We start from the raw sequence: 19,456 nt of genomic DNA, 5'->3' as shown, positions 1-19,456 counted from the left end.
GGCGAATCCTCCGCCACGCCCGCTGCAGCCCAACCCGCCTCAGCGCGATCACCGCCGCGATCCTCACCCTGGAGAGGCAACGCTGAAAAGGCTCACTGAGGCCCGGTAGCAGCTCGCGTGTCCACTGCTCGCCCGCTTGCTCGCACCCGACACCCATCGCAGCGAAGCAGATGCGCGGTTTGGGCCTCATCGCTCCGGACTGACATTCAACCCAGCGCGACGAGAACAGCGATCCCGCATTGTCCGCAGTCCTGTGGCAGTGCGAGCAGCGTGGTGCGGGAGCGTCGGCGAGGTCTGCGATGCCCATAGGCAAGCCGCACCTCCGCCGATGCGCTCGTCAGTCGCACGGAAGTCCCCGGCGCTTTGGCGTACGACATCCACGTCCTCTGCCCCGACCAGAGACGTGCCGGTGCGGGTGTGGAACATGCGGGCAGTGGCTTCACGCCGTGAGCGAGCAGCACGGCGACGCCGGCGAGGGTGAAACCCGCGCGCTGGCGAGGTCGAGCAGGCCGACGCCAGCGGTGCCCTGCTCGACCTCGCCAACCGACACGGCACCATCGAGCCCTGCGCGCGCAAGCGCGCTTCCTGGAGCAGTACGTCACCGCCGGTGGTACCCCCGACGCCCTCGCCCCGCGCGCCGGGCTCACCGCCGAGACCTGGGCCCTGGGCTGGCACCGCATGTGGGCCGTCGAGTGGTTCATGGAGCAGGCCATCCGCTGGATCAACGACCCGACAACCGACCCCGCCTACCTCAAGGCCGTCCGCCGCCACCTCACCGACGTCCTCCACCTCCTGGAGATCTGACGTGCTCGCCCAGGCATCCCCCTGGCACGCCCACGCGCTCCAACGCACCGCCGCCGGACTCGCCGAACCCCTGTCCGTACCCGCCCGGATGGAATGGACCACGAGACCCGGCCAGGGGCTCGGGGCTGACGTCCTCGGCCCCGACCTGCGCGGCACGCGACTCCTGGAACTCGGCTGCGGCCCCGGCCACAACGCCGCCCACCTCGCCACCCGACACGGCGCGCGTGTCACCGGCGTCGACCTGGTCGGCCTTCAGGTCCGCCGTGCCCGCTCCCACTACGGACGGCTGAACAATCTCACCTTCGTCGCCGGACACGCACTGCACTACCTGCACGCCTCCGACGAGCAGTTCGACGCGATCTACTCCGTCTTCGGCGCCATCGGCCTCGTCGCGCCCGAACTCCTGCTCCCGGCCATCGCCCAGCGCCTCATGCCCGGGCGAGTGCTCGCCTTCTCTGTCCCCCACCCGCAGCGCGGCGGTCGAAGCCCCGCGGGTGACGACCGTCCTCGACGCGACTACGTCACCCTTCCCGACCGCACCCGGCTCCCCATCGCCCGCTGGGAGTTCTCCACGGACCGGTGGGAGAAGCGCCTCAGCCAGGCGGGCTTCTGGCTCACCTCGGCCCAGGAGTTCCACGACCCCCGCATGGGCCACTGGCCCACCACCCTGCTGATCCGCGCCCGCAAGCTCTGACCAACCACTCGTCCCGGCTTCCCCGGAGGTACCGATGCGCCCGCCCTACCTGCTCCTCGACATCGACGGCGTCCTCGTGCCCTTCCCCGACGCGGACGGCTCGACCCCGGCCACCCACACACGCCATGACGTCGTCCCCACCGGCCGCGGTGCCGACAACCCGGTCACCGTCTGGCTCAACCCCGACCACGGGCCCATGCTCATGGACGTGATCGGCACAGGCCTCGTCACCCCGGTCTGGTGCACCAGCTGGCGGCAGGACGCCACCACCCTCATCGGGCCGCTCCTCGGCCTCCTGCCTCTGCCGCACGTCGACTTGCCGCGTCCCCGGATCACCACCAGCCACCCCAACGGCTACCTGTGGAAGCGCGACCACGTCGACGCCTGGCTGGCAGACGCCCCCGCCGTCTGGATCGACGACGACTTCACCGATCTCGACCACGCTTGGGCCACAGAGCGCACCATCAGGGGAGCGCCGACCCTCCTCATTCAGCCCGCCCCGCGTCTCGGGCTGCGACCCGAGCATCTGGCCGAGCTCACGGCATGGATCTCGCAGCTGTCCACAGCCCATGCCGTTTAACGCCCGAAGGGGTACGACCGGCGAGCGGCCGTACCCCTTCGGAGCCGGGACGAGAAGGTCAGGCCTTCTTCGTCTCCCAGAAAATGCGGTCGATCTCGGCGATGAGCTCCAGCGCCTTCTCGCCCGTCTTCGGGTCCGTCGACGCCTTGGCGGCCGAGAGGGCCTTCAGGGTGTCGTTGACCAGCTGGTTGAGCTCGGGGTACTTCTCGAAGTGCGGGGGCTTGAAGTAGTCGCTCCAGAGCACCGAGACGTGGTGCTTGGCGAGCTCCGCGCGCTGCTCCTTGATGACCGTGGCGCGGGCCCGGAAGTGCGGGTCCTCGTTGGCCTGGTACTTCTCCTGGACAGCCTTGACGGACTCGGCCTCGATGCGGGCCTGGGCCGGGTCGTACACGCCGCACGGGAGGTCGCAGTGGGCGCTGACCTTCACCTTGGGGGCAAACAGGCGGGAGAGCATTGAGCCGTCCTTCCTCGTGATCGTCTTCTCAGGTGGGACATTACTCGGTGAGAAGGGCGTTTTCGCGGGCGCCCCCTGGGGCTTAGGTCAAAAGTCCAGGGTCACCATGGGACTCGTGTACGAGTGGACGAGCGGACCGGAGGGTCCGTGCGCGGGCGGATCGGGAGGTGCCGGATGAGCGGGTCGGGGCGGGAACGGGTGGGGGAGGCCGGGGCTCCGTTCGGGATCGCCGAGGTCACGGGCGTGTCGATGGTGCCCACGCTGCTGCACGGGGACCGGCTGCTCGTGCACTACGGCGGGCGGCTGCGGCCCGGGTGCGTGGCCGTGCTGCGCCATCCGCTCCAGCAGGACCTGCTCGTCGTGAAGCGTCTGATCGAGCGACGCGACGGCGGCTGGTGGGTGCTCGGCGACAACCCGGACGCCGAGGGGGACAGCCGGGTCTTCGGGGCCGTACCGCCCGAACTCGTGCTCGGGCGGGTGCGGGCGCGGTACCGGCCGGTGACGCCGGGGCGTCAGCGGTCGGCCGGGGTGGTGCTCTCCTGGCTGGTCTCGGCGGTCAGGCCGGTGCGGTCGAGGCCGGCGTGGTCGAGGCCGGTCCGGTCCGTGCGCTCGGCCTCCAGGCGCTTGCGGGCCCGGTAGGCGGCCACGTTGGCGCGGGTCGCGCAGCGGTCCGAGCAGTAGCGGCGGGAGCGGTTGGTGGAGGTGTCCAGGTAGGCGTTGCGGCAGGGCGGCGCCTGGCACAGGCCGAGCCGGTCCGCGCCGAACTCGGTGAGGTGGAAGGCGAGCCCCATCGCGCAGATGGCCGCGTACCCCGTCGTCGCGTTCGAGGAGTGGTCGGCGAGGTGCATGTGCCAGCGCGGGCGGCCCTCCTCGTCGAGGGAGTCGTGGCCCGAGATCTGGGGGCTGACCGGGAACTCCAGGAGCAGGGAGTTGAGGAGGTCCACGGCGCCCGTGTGGTCGCCCTCGTCGGCCGCGGTGAAGACCGCCCGCAATCGGGTCCGGATCGCGCGGAAGCGGGGCAGGTCCGCCTCGGTGACCCGCCGGGCCATCTGGGAGGCCTCGCCGAAGAGGTCCCGCACCACCTCGACGGAGGCGAGGGAGTCCTTGCCGCGGCCCGGCTCCTCGGTGTTGACCAGACGCACGGCGAAATCCGAGTAATGGGCCAGTTCCACTTGTAGTCCTTACTTCGGCGGGCTAGTGTCTCGGTCGAAGGGGTAACGGCTGTTTTCCCTTCGAGGGTATTACGAAGCGGGGAGGGCGCGGCGATGACCGGAACCGACTGGGCGGCCTGGCAGCAGAGCTGGGACCGTCAGCAGGAGTGGTACATGCCGGACCGCGAGGAGCGGTTCCGCGTGATGCTCGACATGGTCGAGGCGGTGGTGGGACCGAAGCCCCGCGTCCTCGACCTCGCGTGCGGTACGGGAAGTATCACGGATCGGCTCCTCAAGAGGTTCCCGGAGGCGACCAGTACCGGTGTCGATCTGGATCCCGCGCTGCTCGCCATCGCCGAGGGGTACTTCGCCGGGGACGAGCGCGTCGCCTTCGTGACCGCCGACCTCAAGGACCCCGCGTGGGCCGATGGCCTGCCGTACGACGCGTACGACGCCGTCCTGACCGCCACCGCCCTGCACTGGCTCCACAGCGAGCCCCTCGCCGCCCTCTACGGGCAGCTCGCCGGGCTCGTCCGGGACGGCGGCGTCCTCATGAACGCCGACCACATGGTCGACGAATCCACGCCCCGCATCAACGCCGCCGAGCGGGCGCGACGGCACGCCCGGATGGACCGCGAGAAGGCCGCCGGGGTCCTCGACTGGGCCGACTGGTGGGCCCTCGCCGCGAAGGACCCCGTCCTCGCCGGACCCACCGCCCGCCGCTTCGAGATCTACGGCGAGCACGCCGACGGCGACGTGCCCTCCCCGCGCTGGCACGCCGACGCCCTCCGCGCCGCCGGCTTCGGCGAGGCCCGGACCGTCTGGGCCTCGCCCTCCGACACCCTGCTCCTCGCCGTGAAGTAGCCGCCGGGCACACGGGAAGGGGCGGTACGGGAGATCCCGTACCGCCCCTTCCCGTACGCGCCCTACAGCACCTTGGACAGGAACGCCTTCGTCCGGTCGTGCTGCGGGTTGCCCAGGACGTCGCGCGGGTTGCCCGACTCGACCACCACGCCGCCGTCCATGAAGACCAGCGAGTCGCCGACCTCGCGGGCGAAGCCCATCTCGTGCGTGACGACGATCATCGTCATGCCCGACTCGGCCAGGTCCCGCATGACGTCGAGGACGTCGCCCACCAGCTCCGGGTCGAGCGCCGAGGTCGGCTCGTCGAAGAGCATCAGCTTCGGCTCCATCGCCAGCGCGCGGGCGATGGCCACGCGCTGCTGCTGGCCGCCGGAGAGCTGCGAGGGGTAGTTCCCCATCTTGTCCCGCAGGCCGACCCGGTCGAGCAGGCGCTCGGCGCGCTCGCGCGCCACCGCCTTCGACTCGCCCTTCACCTGGATGGGCGCCTCCATGACGTTGGCCAGGGCCGTCATGTGCGGGAAGAGGTTGAAGCGCTGGAAGACCATGCCGATGTCGCGGCGCTGGAGCGCGACCTCGCTGTCCTTCAGCTCGTAGAGCTTGTCGCCCTTCTGGCGGTAGCCCACCAGGTGCCCGTCGACCGAGAGCCGGCCGGCGTCGATGCGCTCCAGGTGGTTGATGCAGCGCAGGAAGGTCGACTTGCCGGAGCCTGACGGGCCGACCAGGCAGAAGACCTCGCCGTTGCGGACCTCCAGGTCGATGCCCCGGAGGATGTGGGCGGCGCCGTAGGACTTGTGGACGCCCTCGGCCCTCACCATGGGCTCGCCGGTCATCCGGACACCGCCGATCGCTTGAAGGTGGTCAGGTTCGCCTTGATCCGCTGCCAGGGGGTGGGCGGCAGGTTGCGGGTCGAACCGCGGGAGAAGCGACGCTCCAGGTAGTACTGGCCGACGCTGAACACGCTGGTCAGCGCCAGGTACCAGATGGAGGCGACGAAGAGCATCTCCATCACGGCGCCGGCCGTGCTGCCGATGTTCGACGAGGCCCTCAGGAGTTCGGTGTACTGCACCGCCGAGACCAGTGACGAGGTCTTCAGCATGTTGATGAACTCGTTGCCCGTCGGCGGCACGATCACCCGCATGGCCTGCGGAAGGACGATCCGGCCCATGGTCTTCGTCTGGGACATGCCGAGCGCGTGCGCCGCCTCGGTCTGGCCCTCGTCGACCGACTGGATGCCGGCCCGGACGATCTCCGCCATGTAGGCGCCCTCGTTCAGGCCGAGGCCGAGCAGGGCCACCATGAACGGCGTCATGACGTCCACGGTCTCGTTCTTGTAGATCGGCCCGAGGTCGATGTACTGGAAGATCAGCGACAGGTTGAACCAGACGAGCAGCTGCACGTAGACCGGCGTGCCGCGGAAGAACCAGATGTAGAGCCAGGCCACCGCGCCGGTGACCGGGTTCTTGGAGAGCCGCATCACGGCGAAGAGGACGCCGAGGACGAGGCCGAGCGCCATCGAGGCGACGCTGATGACGATGGTGTTCCACAGGCCGCTGATGATCGACGGGTCGAACACCTTGTCCCACACCGTGTCCCAGATGATGTTGCCCTGGGAGAAGGCGTAGGCCAGCCAGCCGAGGAGGACCACGACCACCACGGCGCTGACCCAGCGGCCGTAGTGCCGCACGGGGACGGCCTTGATCGCCTCGTACGGGGAGCCCGAGGGGCCGGACCCGGCCGGAGCGGCGGCCGGGTCCTTGTGGATCTTGTCAGTCATGACGACTGCCCTTCAGTGGTGCGACGAGGTCACTTGCCGGCGTTGACGGTGGCCGACTTGACCGCGCTGTCCTCGACGTCCCACTTCTTCAGGGCCTCGGCGTAGGTGCCGTCCTTGATGATGGCGTCGAGCGCTTCCTTGACGGCGTCGCGCAGCTGGGGCTTGTCCTTGGAGACGCCGATGCCGAAGAGGCCGACGTCGCTCTGGCTGCCGACGACCTCGAAGTCGTTGCCGCCGCCCGAGGTCTTCGCGATGTACGCGGCCACCGGGTAGTCGTTCAGGTCGGCGGCCGCGCCGCCGGCCTTGACGCGGGTCTGGGCCTCGGCGTCGGTGTCGAAGGCCTGGATGGTCAGCTTCTTGTCGCCGCACTTGGTGGCCTGCGCCTTGAAGGTGTCCTCGTAGATCGTGCCGCGCTGGACGGCCACGGTCTTGCCGCAGAGGTCGTCGAGGGAGTTGATGCCCTGCGGGTTGCCCTTCTTGACCAGGAGGGAGACGCCGGAGCTGAAGTAGTCGACGAAGTCGATGCCCTTGCCGATCTTCTTCCCGTTGTCGTCCAGGCCCTCCTGGCGCTTCTTGTTGTCCGTCATCGAGGACATGATCAGGTCCTGGCGACCGCTGTAGATCGAGGTGATCAGGCCGTCGAAGGTGCCGGAGACGAACTTGAGCTCGACGCCCAGCTGCTTGCTCAGGGCCTGCGCGATGTCGGGGTCGACGCCGACGATCTTGCCGCCCTCGGTGAACTCCATCGGGGCGTACGAGGCGTCCGTGCCGACCTTGATGACGCCGGACTTCTGGATCTCGGCCGGGAGCTTCGAGAAGAGCGGCGCGGTGGAGGCCGGCTTCTGGGGGGACGAGGTGCCCTCCGCCGAGCCGCCCTCGGTCTGGTCGCCACAGGCGGTCAGCAGCATGGAGCCGGCGACCGCGATGGCGGCGACCGCGGCAAGACGGGAGGTGCGGGTCTTGGCGGCGGTCGTACAGCGCGTGGAGCGTGCGGTCATGGTCGGGTTCCTCCGGCGTATCAGGGAGATGCCAGGTGGCCACGTACGCATCTTCGAGTGTCGCGGCCTTGTGTGATTACGGCATCTTGCCATTCGGACTGCGTCAAACCGACGGCCACGGATGTCAAAATCGGGTAACGGGTGATCCCCGAATCCCGACAGGCCGGTACATCAGGGCCGCACCTTCTGCGGAATCCCTTCCCCGACACCGAAAAATCTCCCGTTGATCTCGCCATCCGGACGACGGGAAGGCCGCCAATCGGGTGCCCTGGGCACCTATGCGGACATCATGTGACGTGTCATTACCCGTCCGTGCCCGGATGCTCTCGGTATGAGTCGTGTCACCGAACGGTTATGGACTCGTCTGCGGTGCCGTCCGTCCGGTAAGAAGGATCCTTACACCCCTCATCCGGGGCTCAGGGCGCGTTGTGCGGCGCGCCCGAGCGGCTGCCCGACAAGGCGGCCGCGGTGCCTCCCACCCCTCCTCAACCAGGAGCGGCCACCCTCAAATGAAACAGACTCAAGGGGTCAACCCAATGGCAGCGGAGATCGTCAACCCTCGCAACGACAGCGGTACGGAAGCTCCCGAGGAGCCCTTCGATCCTGTCTTCGCCCTCCACCGGGGCGGCAAGATGGCAGTGCAGGCCACCGTTCCCCTCCGGGACAAGGACGACCTGTCCCTCGCGTACACGCCCGGCGTCGCCAAGGTGTGCACCGCGATCGCCGAGCAGCCCGAACTGGTCAACGACTACACCTGGAAGTCCCAGGTCGTCGCGGTCGTGACCGACGGCACGGCGGTGCTCGGCCTCGGCGACATCGGCCCGGAGGCCTCCCTCCCGGTCATGGAGGGGAAGGCCATCCTCTTCAAGCAGTTCGGCGGCGTGGACGCGGTCCCGATCGCCCTCGCCACCACCGACACCGACGAGATCGTCGAGACCGTCGTCCGGCTCGCCCCCTCCTTCGGCGGCGTGAACCTGGAGGACATCTCGGCCCCCCGGTGCTTCGAGATCGAGCGCAAGCTCCAGGAGCGCCTCGACATCCCGGTCTTCCACGACGACCAGCACGGCACCGCGATCGTCACCCTCGCGGCCCTGCGCAACGCGGCGAAGCTGACCGACCGGAACCTGGGCAACCTGCGCGCCGTCATCTCCGGCGCCGGCGCGGCCGGTGTCGCCATCGCCAAGTTCCTCCTGGAGGCCGGCCTCGGCGACGTCGCCGTCGCCGACCGCAAGGGCATCGTCAGCCGCGACCGCGGCGACCTCACGGACGTCAAGCGCGAGCTCGCCGAGATCACCAACAAGGCGGGTCTGACCGGCTCCCTGGAGGACGCCCTCGCCGGCGCCGACGTCTTCATCGGCGTCTCCGGCGGTACGGTCCCCGAGGCCGCCGTCGCCGCCATGGCCCCGAACTCCTTCGTGTTCGCCATGGCCAACCCGAACCCCGAGGTCCACCCCGACGTCGCGCATAAGTACGCGGCCGTCGTGGCGACCGGCCGTTCGGACTACCCGAACCAGATCAACAACGTCCTCGCGTTCCCCGGCATCTTCGCCGGCGCGCTCCAGGTCCGGGCCTCCCGGATCACCGAGGGCATGAAGATCGCCGCGGCGAACGCGCTCGCGGACGTGGTCGGCGACCAGCTCGCCGCCGACTACGTGATCCCGTCGCCGTTCGACGAGCGGGTCGCCCCGGCCGTCACGGCCGCGGTCGCCGCCGCCGCCCGCGCCGAGGGCGTCGCCCGCCGCTGACGCCGCTCCGGCACGCCCGAAGGGCCCCGTTCCGCACACCGGGACGGGGCCCTTCGGCGTCCGGACCCTTACGGGGGGCTCGTACGGACCCGTACGGGGGGTCCGTAAGGGGGCTCGTACGGGCTCGTGCGCGGCTTCCGGGCTTACCGGCGGGCTTCCGCGGGCCCCGGGCGCCGCCCAGGGGCCTCGGGGCTCGTACGGGGCCGGACCCCCCATGCCCAGGAGCCTGTACGGGGACGGGCCCCGTGTCCAGGGATCGCCGGGCGACACGGGTCACACCGGGGTGTGGTTCCCCCGCCCGCCCGCGCGCCCTAGGGTCGGGGCCATGTTCGCTGCCTACGCCGCCCGAATCGACCGTGACCAGCCGCTGAACGGCCTTGAGTTGGGCGAACGCCCCGAACCCGAGGCGCGGGCCGGATGGACCACCGTCACCGTCAAGGCCGCCTCGCTCAACCACCACGACCTGTGGTCGCTGCGCGGAGTGGGCCTGCCCGAGGAGAAGCTGCCGATGATCCTCGGCTGCGACGCCGCCGGGATCGACGAGGACGGCAACGAGGTCGTCCTGCACTCCGTGATCGGCCAGACGGGTCACGGCGTCGGCCCGGACGAGCCCCGGTCCATCCTCACCGAGCGCTACCAGGGCACCTTCGCCGAGCGGGTGACCGTCCCCCGCTGGAACGTGCTGCCCAAGCCGAAGGAGCTCTCCTTCGAGGAGGCCGCCTGCCTGCCCACCGCCTGGCTGACCGCGTACCGCATGCTCTTCACCAACGCCGGCGTACGCCCCGGGGACTCGGTCCTCGTGCAGGGCGCGGGCGGCGGCGTGGCCACCGCCGCGATCGCCCTCGGCAAGGCGGCCGGCCTGCGGGTCTTCGCCACCAGCCGCGACGAGGAGAAGCGCAAGCGGGCCGTCGAGCTCGGCGCCGTCGAGGCGTACGAGGCGGGGGCGCGGCTCCCGCAGCGGGTGGACGCCGTCATCGAAACCGTCGGCGCCGCGACCTGGTCCCACTCGGTCAAGTCGCTGCGGCCGGGCGGCACGCTCGTCATCTCCGGCGCCACCAGCGGCGACCGCCCCTCGCACGCCGAGCTGACCCGGATCTTCTTCCTGGAGCTGAAGGTCGTCGGCTCCACGATGGGCTCCAAGGACGAGCTGGAGGACCTGCTGTCCTTCTGCGCGGCCACCGGCCTCCGGCCGGTCATCGACGACGTCCTGCCGCTGGACCGGGCGCGGGAGGGCTTCGAGAAGATGGCCGCGGGCGACCTCTTCGGAAAGGTCGTCCTGACGACCTCTTGATGACTCGTCAGTAGTACTGATGGGATCTCCGGCACGCGCACCCCGAACACACCGTCGTGCCGGAGGTCTTCCATGCCGCGAACCACCTGGCGAACCACTCTTCTCGTGAGCGCCGTCGTCGCCGCGCTGCTCACCCCGACGGCCGCCCGCGCGGAGGCCGGAGGCGGAGCCGGACGCGCGGGCGGCGGCGGGAGCGGCGGCGGCATCCCCGCCCTCACCGACGAGCACGGCCGCGCCCTCACCCTGCGGGGCTGGAACGTCGAGGACAAGGCGAACCGGGGCGACGCCGCCCTCTCCGCCGTCACCGAGAAGCACTTCCGCGACATGCGGGCCAAGGGCTTCGACTTCGCCCGCCTCCTGGTCTTCTGGGACGACCTGGAACCCCGGCCCGGCCGGTACAGCCAGACCTATCTGCGGAAGATCGAACGGATCCTGGATTGGGCGGAGAAGCACGACGTCAAGGTCCTCCTCGACGCCCACCAGGACGTCTTCGGGCCCGCGTTCGGCCACCGGGGCATCCCCGCGTGGGCGACCAGGACTGATGGGCTGCCCTTCACCCCGCGCCCGGACGACTGGTTCTCCGAGTACTTCGAGCCCGCCGTCCAGCGGGCCTTCACCCATCTGTACGAGGACGAGGACCTGAGGCGCGCCCAGGCCCGCATGTGGCGGGTGCTCGCCGACCGCTTCGACGACCACCCGGCCGTCCTCGGCTACGACCTGATCAACGAGCCGATGGGGGAGGTCCGGGAGGGCGAGGACCTGGCGACGGCGGCCCGGCGCATCGAACGGGACCAGCTCACCCCGCTCTACAACCGGCTCGCCGACGCCGTCCGCTCGGTCGACCGGGACGCCTGGATCTTCGTCGAGCCGACCCCGATCGTGGGCGAGGGCGTGCCCACCGGGCTCGGGCGGATCCACGACCCGAAGGTCGTCTACGCCCCGCACTTCTACAACACCGCCATGGAGGCGGGCGCCGACTACGACCCCGCCGCCGGCTGGATCGAGAACTACGAGCGGGCCGTCACCCGCTACCCCGAGCAGTACGGGGTGCCCGTGGTGGTGGGGGAGTGGGGACCGCTCAACAACTCCCTGCCGCAGATGAACCGCTTCTACCGCGACGCGATGTCCTCCCTGGGCCGCTACGGCTCCGGCTGGGCGGGCTACGTCTGGTGCTACGGCGGCGGCTACTGCGCGGTCGACGGCACCGGGGCCTTCCGCACCAACAAGGAGCTGACCGCCGAGCCGTACGCGGAGGCGGTCGCGGGCCGGGTCCGCTCCACCGCGTACGACCCGGGGACCGGGGTCTACCGCCTCTCGTACGACGCCGCCGGGCGCCGGGGCTCCCGGGTCACCGAGCTCTCCCTGCCGCCCGGCGACTGGCGGGTGACGGCCCGGGGGACGGCCCTCGTCCTCCGCGAGGACCGGGGCAGGGCCTTGATCCTCGCGGCCCCGGACGCCCGCGTGACGGTCACGGTCACCCGCCGCTGACACCGGGGCGAGACCCCGGCCTCCACTGGTCGCTCGCCCCCCGCCCCCTCACGCCTTCCGTTCGGGGTGCAGCAGGTTCGTGACGCGGTGGGCCGCCGTCGAGAGGTGCCGGCGGGTCTCGGCCAGTTGTTCCGCGGTCACCCCGTGGTCGCGGGCCGCGTCCCGGATCTCGTCGCGGAAGCGGTCGAGGAGCCGATCGAGGTCGCGGGCCGGGTCGCCCGAACCCGCCACGTCCCGCGCCCACTCCGGAGCCTCGGCCGCCGGTGTCCCGTCGGCAGGCGTCTCGTCGGCCGGGGCCGCCGTGAACGGCGGCTCCCGGTCGGCGGCGCCGGCGGCCTTCGGGTGGGTCGTGCCCGTCACCAGGTCACCGAGCTGGGCCGTGATGCCGGAGATCCCCTCCCAGACGCCCTTGGGCCAGTCGCCCCGCGAGAAGCGGTCCTGGACCTCCTCCTGCACCTGCTGGGCGATCCGCTGGAACTCCTTCGCCTGGCGGCGGGCCGACCGGGCCTCCGCGCGGGCCTCGCGGGCCTGCTGCTTCCACTCCTGCCCGACCCGGCGCAGCTCCTCCTTGGCGTCGGCGAACGAGGCCGGCTCCGCCGTCCGGGTCCGGCCCGCCGCCGCGCGCATCTCGCTGCGGACCCGGCCGGCCGCGCCGCGCACGTCGTCGCGGATCTCCGCCGCCAGCTCCGACACCGACTCGCGGATCTCCCGCTCCAGGTCGTCCAGTTCGGCGCCGCGCCCGTCCAGTTCGGCGCGGCCCGCGTCGGTGATCGAGTACACCTTCCGGCCCCCCTCGCTGGCGTGGGTGACGAGCCCCTCGGCCTCCAGCTTGGCGAGGCGGGGGTAGACCGTGCCGGCCGAGGGCGCGTAGAGGCCCTGGAAGCGCTCCTCCAGGAGTCTGATCACCTCGTAGCCGTGGCGCGGGGCCTCGTCGAGCAGTTTGAGCAGATAGAGGCGCAGGCGGCCATGGGCGAAGACGGGCGGCATGTCAGAGCACCTTTCCGGTCGCGGAGGGGGCGGAGGAGGGGGCGGCGCCGGTGTCCTCGTCCGCCTCGGGGCGGCGGAGCAGGGCGATGGAGCCGGAGACGGTGGTGGCCTTGAGCGTGCCCCGGCCCGAACCGAGGGTGCCGGTGACGGTCTTGGCGCCCCACTGGCCCCCCACCCGCAGGTCCTCGAAGGCGTTCGACACGGAGCCGCTCGTGGTGCTCGCCTCGACCCGGGCGTCGGCCGGGTGCGGGAGCCGGATGGCGACCTCGCCGGAGACGCTGGTGAGCCGGATGTCGGCGGGCGGGCCGTCGAGCCCGGCCGGGTCGAGGTCGACGACCATGTCGCCGCTGACCGTCTCGGCCCGCACGGAGCCGCCGGCGCCCTCGATCACCGTCACGTGCCCGGTCACGGAGTGGGCCCGCAGGGCGCCCGTGACCGACTGGGCCTCCAGGTTTCCCGAGACGCTCTCGGCGCGGACCGGGCCGGAGAGCCCGAGGAGGGTGGTGTCGCCGCTGACGCCGCGCACTTCCGTACGCCCCCTGACGCCGGAGACGACGGCCTCGGCGCCGACCACGCCCACCTCGACGTCGGCCCCCGCCGGGACGGCGACGGAGACGACGGCCCGGCGCCGGTACTCCTTGCGGTCGAACCACTTGAGGACGCTCTTCCACTGGAGGTCCTCGTAGCCCACGGTCAGGGTGGAGCCGTCCTGCGAGACGACCAGCGGCGGGCCGTCGATCTCGGAGATCTCCACGCGGGCGGAACTCTCGTCCGTCCCCACCACGTTCACCGTGCCGTTGACGACGCGGATCCGCAGGCGCGTCACGGGGTCGGCCGGCGCGAGCTTCGTCGGCTCGGTGACGGACCACTCTGTCATGGTGCTGACCTCCCGTATCGGCAACGCAACATATCGCGTCTCTCGATGAACACGATATATCGCGGTCCGGTGAAGTCAACCCTGACTCGTCCCTGAGGTGGTGGGGTCAATCACCCCCTTACCCGGACAAATTGCCCTAGCGTAGGGGCATGAACGCGACATCCGGACCGAACCCCGTCGGGGCGCTGCTGCTCTGCCGCGCCGAGCCCCAGGCGGTCCGGCCGCCGGCCCGGCTGCTCGGGGAACACCTGCTCCTCGCCCCCGCCGGCGCCGGCTGGAGCGTGCTCGTACCGGAGGGGAAGCCCTGGCTCCACGGCGGGGAACCCGTCGAACAGGTCGTCACCGGCTGGGCCGCCGCCCTCGCCGTCCCGGCCGCCACCTGGCCCGTCGTCGCGCTGTGGTGGGACCGCGACCGGGCCGGACTCACCCTCGCCGCCGGCTTCCGCCGCACGGTCGGCTACACCTGGCTCGCGGACGGCACCCCGGTCGGCGAGGACGAGGCCATGCGCACCTTCGCCGCCCGGCTCGCCCTCGACCCCGTCCTCGACGTGCAGGCCCTCGAACCGCTCACCGAGCCCGACCCGGAGGCCGACGCCCACAGCCGGCTCGTCGGGGTCGTCGCGGTCCTCGCCCGCGCCGGCCTCGCACTGCCCACCGGCCTCGTCCCCGGCGACAACGCCGACCGGCTCCGCTCCGTCGCCCTCGCGCAGGGTGCCGAACAGATCGAAGGGGCCGCCTGGAGGGACGCGGTGCGTGCCGAGCTCGACGTGGTGGAGGAAGGGCCCCTCGGCCCGTACCTGCGCGGGCCCAGGGCGCGCGTGCTGGGCGCGGCGCAGCTGGTGGCGGGGGTGCCGCTGCTGCTCTGGGGCGCCGGCCGGCGCAGCGGCGGCTGGGCGACGGCCGGGGCCCTGCTCGTCGCGCACGGCGCGCTCGGACTGGCCTACGACCGGCTGCGGGAACGGTAGCCGTGTGCCCGGGGGCGGAGACCGTACGGCCGGGGGTGGTGGACGTACGGCCCGGCGCGGTGACCGTACGCCCGGGGGCGGCGGCCGTACGCCCCGGGGCGCGGCCGCGTCCTACTCGTCGTCGTCGTCCTCGTCGTCCAGACGGGCCAGCCAGGTCGCGAGGCGCTCGACCGGCACCTCGAAGTCGGGGTTGAGGTCGACGAACGTCCGCAGCTGCTCGGCGAGCCACTCGAAGGTGACCTCCTCCTCGCCTCGCCGCTTCTCCAGTTCCTCGATGCCACGGTCGGTGAAGTACATGCGATCAGGATAGGCCGTGCCCCGCCGTCTCCTCCCGTCCCCTGTCGCCCGTCAGTCCCACCGATTAGCCTTCTGGATCCAACGACGCTTCGGGGAGCGGGGGCCGCTGTGGCGCAGGGGATCGCTCGGATTCGGCTGGACGACGGCACGCCCGTGTGGGCGCGGGTCGGGGACGCGGAGGAACTCGGCGGGGGCGGCGGGTTCCAGGACACCGGCGTCAGGGACCGGGTGGTCTCCATGGCCGGGGGACTCACGGACGTCGTGCGCGGGGTGGTCGGCTCGCTGCGCGCCGGGCTCGACCCCCGGGGGCCCGTCGAGGTCGCCGTCAGCTTCGGCATCGAACTGACGGCGCAGTCCGGCAAGGTGATCGGGGTCCTCGCGGACGGGTCGGGCACGGCCTCCGTGAACGTCTCCCTCACCTGGACCGAACCGGGCCCCCGGCCGGCTCCGGACGCGGCCACCGCCCCGGACGCCGCCACCGCCCCGGACGCGGCCTCGGCTCCGGGCGCGGCCCCGGACGCGGCCTCGGCCTCGGCTCCGGACGTCACCCCCGCGTCGGGCACCGCCGCCGCCACCCCGGACCCGGCCTCCGCCGCGAGCGCAGCCCCCGCGCCCGCGTACCGGACGCCGACCGTGCCCCCGGTTCCGCCCGCACCGCCCGCTCCCCCCGCGCCGACCGTCCCGCCGGCGCGCGCCCCGCTCCCGGAGGACGCCGCGCCGCCCCCCGGGCGCGGCCCCCACGCGCGCCCGGCGGCCGACGGGGCCGCATGAGCGCCTTCGACGCTCTCGTGCGCCCCGCACTGGTACGCATCGCCGCTCCCGGCAGCGGGTATGACCCGCACGGCGACCGGTACTGGGGCACCGGCTTCTTCATCGCCCCCGGCTGGGTGCTGACCTGCGCCCATGTCGTGGCCGAGGGGGGAAGCGCGGTGTGGAGGAGCGAGCCGGCCGTCGGCGTCACCTGGGAGGACGGCGAGACCACCCGCGAGGCCATCGGCACCGTCGTGCTCGCCCTGCCCCGCCCCGAACGGCCCGAGGACCCGCCCGACCGCTGGGCCTTCCCCGACGTCGCGCTCCTGCGCGTGCCCGGCACGCGGCAGGCCTCCTGCGTGCGCCTCGGCGAGCGCCCGCCCGTCCCGCCGACCGCCGTCGGCCTGCACGGCTGGTCCCGCGAGACCGGCGAACTCGGCGTCCGGCACGTCCGGGGCAATCTGATCGGCAGCGACGGACAGGCCCTGATCACCGACTGGGTCATGCCCGTCGAGGGCTGCTCCGGCGGCCCCGTCGTCGACCTCGCCCAAGGGGCCGTCGTCGGCCTCAACAAGGGACGCGGACGCGACGGCGGAGCCGTCGTCCCCGTCACCGCCCTGCGCCGGCTCCACGACCTCCCCGGCGGCGGCGCGATGGGCGAGGCGCTGCGCGCCCACGACCGCCACCACCTCGCCCGCTACCGCTCCCTCGACGACCGGCCCGACTGGACCCGCGTCCAGCGGCTGCTGCCCGCCTCCCACGGCGTCAGCCCCGGCCTGCGCACCCAGCTGTACGGGCACTTCGCCGAACTCCCCGCGCCCACCGCGCCCGGCGAGGTCATGGACCTCGTCGACCAGGTCAAGGCCTGGATCAGGGACGACGACCTGCCGGACGCCCTGGAGGACGACCCGCGCACCTGGAGCGAGGGCGCCGGGCTCCTGCGCGGCCTGCGCGCGCCCCGCCGGGACGGCGTCCGCGACCTCGACCTCGACGCCGTCCTGCTGTACGCGGCCCACGTCGTCCGGCACCTCTCCGGGCGCTACGGCGAGCGGGCCGACACCACCGCCCTCACCCGCTGGATCGTCGACGAGTCGGGCGACGCCGACCGCCACCTCAGGCGCGCGATCGACCGGCTCGTCGGTCCCGGCCGGGCCGCGCCCCTCTCCGTACGCGAACCCCGCGCGCGTGCCGACGTCCTCCTGGAGATCGACACCCCCCGCTACGACCGGCGTTACCCCTGGCGGGTCAAGCTCCTCCTCGACGGACACACGGTCAGCCCGCTCCACTGCGACGACCGGGGGGTCGAGCGGGCCAGGCTCCGGGAGACCCTGCGCGAACCGCTCGCGGACGCCCTCCGGCGCGGCGACAGCGGACCGCACCTGGCCGCCGTGGAGGCCGTGCTGCCGCGCGAACTCTTCGACGAGCCCCTCGACACCTGGCGGCTCGAACCGCCCCAGGGCCCCGAGGACGCCTGGGCCGCCAGCCTCGGCCAGCGCCGGATCGTCGTCATCCGCGACGCCCGCCGCCACGACCGCGAACCGGCCCCCGAATGGCGCGAGCGCTGGGAGGCGGGGGAGCGCGGACCGCTGCGCGCGGCCCCGCTGCGCGCCGAGGTGCCGGGCGCGGGCCCCGACGCCCACACCGCGCGCGTGCGCCGGGAGACCTGGGCGGAGGCGTACGACCGGCTGCGCGACGCCGAGGGCGGCACCGTCCCCGTCCACTGCGGCCCGGTCGGCAGCGGCGACGGGCTGATGGCGATGAACGCCGCCCTCGCCGCAGGCCACCCCCTGGCCCTGTGGCGGACCGGCGCCCACGACCACACCGACTGCGCGGAGTTCCACGAGCGGGCCGGCCGGCTGCTCGCGGACGCCGCCACCGCCTGGGGCGTGCGCGGCCCGGTCCGCTCCCTGCGCACCCGCGCCCCGGACCGGGCGGCCGGCCCCGAGGCGCGGGCCGCCTACGCGTGGGCCGAGACCATCGCCGTACTCCTCGACCCGCCCGACCGGCCCCCGCACGGCGGGCGCCTGGAGGCCCCGCCCCTGCTCGGGGAGGGGGAGCAGTGACCGGAGCGACCACGGGGACGACGGCCCCGCGATCCGGCCGGAACGGGCATCGGCAGGCCCCGCGCCCGGGCGGTACTTTCGACGGGCCCGGCACCGACACCACAGCCAGGAGGAGCCCCTCGTGAACGATTGGCGGATCTACCGTGGTGCCGGTCTCCCGCACGACGAGATACGGCGGCTGCCCGCCCCGCCGCCCTGGCGCGACTTCTCGGCCGGCGGCGCGGACGACACCCTGGCCGGCTCCGACCGGAGGCTCGGCGTCCGCCGCCGGCTCGTCCAGAACCACCACCCCCGGCCCGCCGAGACCGACGCCGTCAACGCCGCCCTGTACCTGCGGCGTCCGCTCCTCGTCACCGGCAACCCCGGCACCGGCAAGTCCACCCTCGCCCACGCCGTCGCCCATGAACTGGGCCTCGGCCGGGTGCTGCGCTGGCCGATCGTCAGCCGCACCACCCTCCAGGACGGCCTCTACCGGTACGACGCCATCGGGCGCCTCCAGGACGTCCAACTGGAGCGCGCCCGGCCCGACTCGACCGGCTCCGCCGCCGCGACCCCGGCCGGCATCGGCTCGTACATCCGGCTCGGCCCGCTCGGCACCGCGCTGCTCCCCTCCGAGCAGCCCCGCGTGCTGCTCATCGACGAGCTCGACAAGAGCGACCTCGACCTGCCCAACGACCTCCTGAACGCCCTGGAGGAGGGCGAGTTCGCCATCCCCGAGCTGGAGCGGATCGCCGACCGGGAGCCCGTCGTCGAGGTCCTCAGCGACGACGGGCGCAAGGTGCGGATCCCCGGCGGCCGGGTCCGCTGCACCACCTTCCCCTTCATCGTCCTCACCTCCAACGGCGAACGGGACTTCCCCGCCGCCCTGCTGCGCCGCTGCATCCGCCTGGAGCTCGAACCGCCCGGCGAGGAGCAGCTCGGCGCCATGATCGAGGCCCACCTCGGGGCCGGCGCCGCCACCGGCGAGGGCGAGCGGGACCTCGTCCGGCGCTTCCTGGACCGCGAGCCCGGCGAGGTGATCGCCACCGACCAGCTCCTCAACGCCCTCTACCTCACCCAGCACGCCTCCCGCGCCGAGCGGGTCACCAGGGAGCGCATCGCGGACATGCTCATGCAACCGCTCGACCAGCCGAGGTGAGGAGCGGATGCACCGGCCGGACCGGCCGCACCTGGAGGAACTCGCCCGCAGACTGAGGGCTGGCGGCCAGGACCCGACCGCGGAGGACCTCGCGGACGCCCTCTGGCTGGCCCGGTGGCTCCCCGGGCCCGGACCGGAGGCCCCGGAGCCCGGCCCACCGGAGACCGGCCCGCTCCCCGGGACGCCCGGGGACGGCCCCGACGGCCGGGACGGGGACCGGGAGGCGGGCGGTTCCTTGCGCGCGGAGGGCGGTTCCGTACGGGACGGGGCGGGGGACGTACGGGACGGGGCCGGGGACGTACGGGGCGGGGCCGGGGACGTACGAGACGGGACCGGGGACGTCCGCGCAGAGGACGGAGCCGCCCGGGAGTCCGTCTCCCTCCACATGCGCGCCGGAGCCCCCGGCGCGCGCGGCGGCGCGGGACGCGCGGAGCGGGGCGCGGGACTGCCCGTCCGCGCCCCCGGCGCCAACGCCCTGCCCGGCCTCCTCGGCCTCCAGAAGGCCCTCCGCCCCCTGCGCGACTACGCCCCCGCCC

General features: G+C 72.9%; 18 protein-coding genes and 4 pseudogenes. 13 read left to right on the top strand and 9 right to left on the bottom strand.

Going from position 1 to position 19,456, the window contains the following annotated elements; all coding sequences use genetic code 11:
- Positions 1–271: 271 nt before the first annotated feature.
- Positions 272–488: pseudogene (locus ADL08_RS37855) on the bottom strand (tetratricopeptide repeat protein); the annotation flags it as partial.
- 38 nt (positions 489–526) lie between these two features.
- Here ADL08_RS37855 and ADL08_RS35050 point away from each other — a divergent pair.
- The 3 genes and pseudogenes from ADL08_RS35050 to ADL08_RS03475 form a co-directional block, all read left to right on the top strand.
- A pseudogene (locus tag ADL08_RS35050) lies at positions 527–804 on the top strand (aminoglycoside phosphotransferase family protein); the annotation flags it as partial.
- A gap of 1 nt (position 805) precedes the next feature.
- Positions 806–1,498, top strand: coding sequence for a class I SAM-dependent methyltransferase (locus ADL08_RS03480; protein ID WP_053640540.1), 693 nt, complete (start codon positions 806–808; stop codon positions 1,496–1,498).
- A gap of 34 nt (positions 1,499–1,532) precedes the next feature.
- On the top strand, positions 1,533–2,078 hold the full coding sequence (locus ADL08_RS03475) for an HAD domain-containing protein (RefSeq protein WP_053640539.1): 546 nt from the start codon (positions 1,533–1,535) through the stop codon (positions 2,076–2,078).
- A gap of 58 nt (positions 2,079–2,136) precedes the next feature.
- Here ADL08_RS03475 and sodN read toward each other — a convergent pair whose 3' ends face one another.
- On the bottom strand, positions 2,137–2,532 hold the full coding sequence (gene sodN / locus ADL08_RS03470; RefSeq protein WP_053640538.1) for a superoxide dismutase, Ni: 396 nt from the start codon (positions 2,530–2,532) through the stop codon (positions 2,137–2,139).
- A 174-nt stretch (positions 2,533–2,706) separates the two neighbouring features.
- Here sodN and sodX point away from each other — a divergent pair.
- Positions 2,707–3,003: pseudogene (sodX, locus tag ADL08_RS38920) on the top strand (nickel-type superoxide dismutase maturation protease); the annotation flags it as partial.
- A gap of 41 nt (positions 3,004–3,044) precedes the next feature.
- Here the strand turns inward: sodX and ADL08_RS03465 are convergent.
- Positions 3,045–3,704 (bottom strand): CGNR zinc finger domain-containing protein, encoded by a 660-nt coding sequence (locus ADL08_RS03465; RefSeq protein ID WP_053640537.1) that lies wholly within the window; start codon positions 3,702–3,704, stop codon positions 3,045–3,047.
- A 93-nt stretch (positions 3,705–3,797) separates the two neighbouring features.
- Between ADL08_RS03465 and ADL08_RS03460 the strand changes: the two genes are divergently transcribed.
- The gene (locus ADL08_RS03460; protein WP_053640536.1) at positions 3,798–4,547 is read left to right on the top strand and encodes a class I SAM-dependent methyltransferase; all 750 of its coding nucleotides are present in this window, start codon (positions 3,798–3,800) and stop codon (positions 4,545–4,547) included.
- 62 nt (positions 4,548–4,609) lie between these two features.
- Here ADL08_RS03460 and ADL08_RS03455 read toward each other — a convergent pair whose 3' ends face one another.
- From ADL08_RS03455 to ADL08_RS03445, 3 genes are read right to left on the bottom strand one after another with little or no spacing between them, the layout of a single operon-like run.
- Positions 4,610–5,377, bottom strand: coding sequence for an amino acid ABC transporter ATP-binding protein (locus ADL08_RS03455; RefSeq protein WP_053640535.1), 768 nt, complete (start codon positions 5,375–5,377; stop codon positions 4,610–4,612).
- A complete protein-coding gene (locus ADL08_RS03450) occupies positions 5,374–6,321 on the bottom strand; it encodes an amino acid ABC transporter permease (RefSeq protein WP_053640534.1) in 948 nt (315 codons plus the stop codon). The genes ADL08_RS03455 and ADL08_RS03450 overlap by 4 nt, the downstream gene beginning before the upstream one ends.
- A 29-nt stretch (positions 6,322–6,350) precedes the next feature.
- The gene (locus ADL08_RS03445; protein ID WP_053640533.1) at positions 6,351–7,319 is read right to left on the bottom strand and encodes an ABC transporter substrate-binding protein; all 969 of its coding nucleotides are present in this window, start codon (positions 7,317–7,319) and stop codon (positions 6,351–6,353) included.
- A 536-nt stretch (positions 7,320–7,855) separates the two neighbouring features.
- On the opposite strand from ADL08_RS03445, the gene ADL08_RS03440 reads away from it, so the two are divergent.
- The 3 genes from ADL08_RS03440 (at position 7,856) to ADL08_RS03430 (ending at position 11,843) form a co-directional block, all read left to right on the top strand.
- Positions 7,856–9,064, top strand: a complete 1,209-nt coding sequence (locus ADL08_RS03440; RefSeq protein WP_053640532.1) for an NAD(P)-dependent malic enzyme — start codon at positions 7,856–7,858, stop codon at positions 9,062–9,064.
- Between the two features lie 325 nt (positions 9,065–9,389).
- Positions 9,390–10,355: a zinc-binding dehydrogenase gene (locus ADL08_RS03435; protein ID WP_053640531.1), complete on the top strand. Its 966-nt coding sequence runs from the start codon at positions 9,390–9,392 to the stop codon at positions 10,353–10,355.
- A gap of 72 nt (positions 10,356–10,427) precedes the next feature.
- Entirely contained in the window at positions 10,428–11,843 is a 1,416-nt protein-coding gene (locus tag ADL08_RS03430) for a cellulase family glycosylhydrolase (RefSeq protein ID WP_053640530.1), read from the top strand.
- Between the two features lie 48 nt (positions 11,844–11,891).
- Here the strand turns inward: ADL08_RS03430 and ADL08_RS03425 are convergent, their stop codons facing one another.
- Both ADL08_RS03425 and ADL08_RS03420 read right to left on the bottom strand, forming a co-directional pair.
- Positions 11,892–12,830, bottom strand: coding sequence for a PadR family transcriptional regulator (locus ADL08_RS03425; RefSeq protein ID WP_053640529.1), 939 nt, complete (start codon positions 12,828–12,830; stop codon positions 11,892–11,894).
- 1 nt (position 12,831) lies between these two features.
- Positions 12,832–13,707 (bottom strand): DUF4097 family beta strand repeat-containing protein, encoded by an 876-nt coding sequence (locus tag ADL08_RS03420; RefSeq protein ID WP_053640528.1) that lies wholly within the window; start codon positions 13,705–13,707, stop codon positions 12,832–12,834.
- A gap of 149 nt (positions 13,708–13,856) precedes the next feature.
- Here ADL08_RS03420 and ADL08_RS03415 point away from each other — a divergent pair, with 149 nt between their 5' ends.
- Positions 13,857–14,672: a hypothetical protein gene (locus ADL08_RS03415; protein WP_053640527.1), complete on the top strand. Its 816-nt coding sequence runs from the start codon at positions 13,857–13,859 to the stop codon at positions 14,670–14,672.
- Positions 14,673–14,783: 111 nt separating this feature from the next.
- Here the strand turns inward: ADL08_RS03415 and ADL08_RS03410 are convergent, their stop codons facing one another.
- Positions 14,784–14,969 carry a DUF6104 family protein gene (locus ADL08_RS03410; protein ID WP_053640526.1) on the bottom strand — a complete coding sequence of 62 codons (186 nt, stop codon included), beginning with the start codon at positions 14,967–14,969 and terminating at the stop codon, positions 14,784–14,786.
- Between the two features lie 108 nt (positions 14,970–15,077).
- Between ADL08_RS03410 and ADL08_RS37850 the strand changes: the two genes are divergently transcribed.
- The 4 genes and pseudogenes from ADL08_RS37850 to ADL08_RS03390 all read left to right on the top strand — a co-directional run.
- Entirely contained in the window at positions 15,078–15,740 is a 663-nt protein-coding gene (locus ADL08_RS37850; protein WP_234351979.1) for a CU044_2847 family protein, read from the top strand.
- On the top strand, positions 15,737–17,782 hold the full coding sequence (locus ADL08_RS03400; protein ID WP_053640525.1) for a trypsin-like peptidase domain-containing protein: 2,046 nt from the start codon (positions 15,737–15,739) through the stop codon (positions 17,780–17,782). The genes ADL08_RS37850 and ADL08_RS03400 overlap by 4 nt, the downstream gene beginning before the upstream one ends.
- Before the next feature lie 121 nt (positions 17,783–17,903).
- Positions 17,904–18,920 (top strand): AAA family ATPase, encoded by a 1,017-nt coding sequence (locus ADL08_RS03395; protein WP_053640524.1) that lies wholly within the window; start codon positions 17,904–17,906, stop codon positions 18,918–18,920.
- 7 nt (positions 18,921–18,927) lie between these two features.
- A pseudogene (locus tag ADL08_RS03390) lies at positions 18,928–19,456 on the top strand (hypothetical protein); the annotation flags it as partial.

This window comes from Streptomyces sp. NRRL F-6492, assembly GCF_001280125.1.
In the GTDB taxonomy this organism is placed as follows: Bacteria; Actinomycetota; Actinomycetes; order Streptomycetales; family Streptomycetaceae; genus Streptomyces.
The sequence above is the reverse complement of the archived record's forward strand: the minus strand, read 5'-3'. Positions and strand labels throughout refer to the sequence as shown.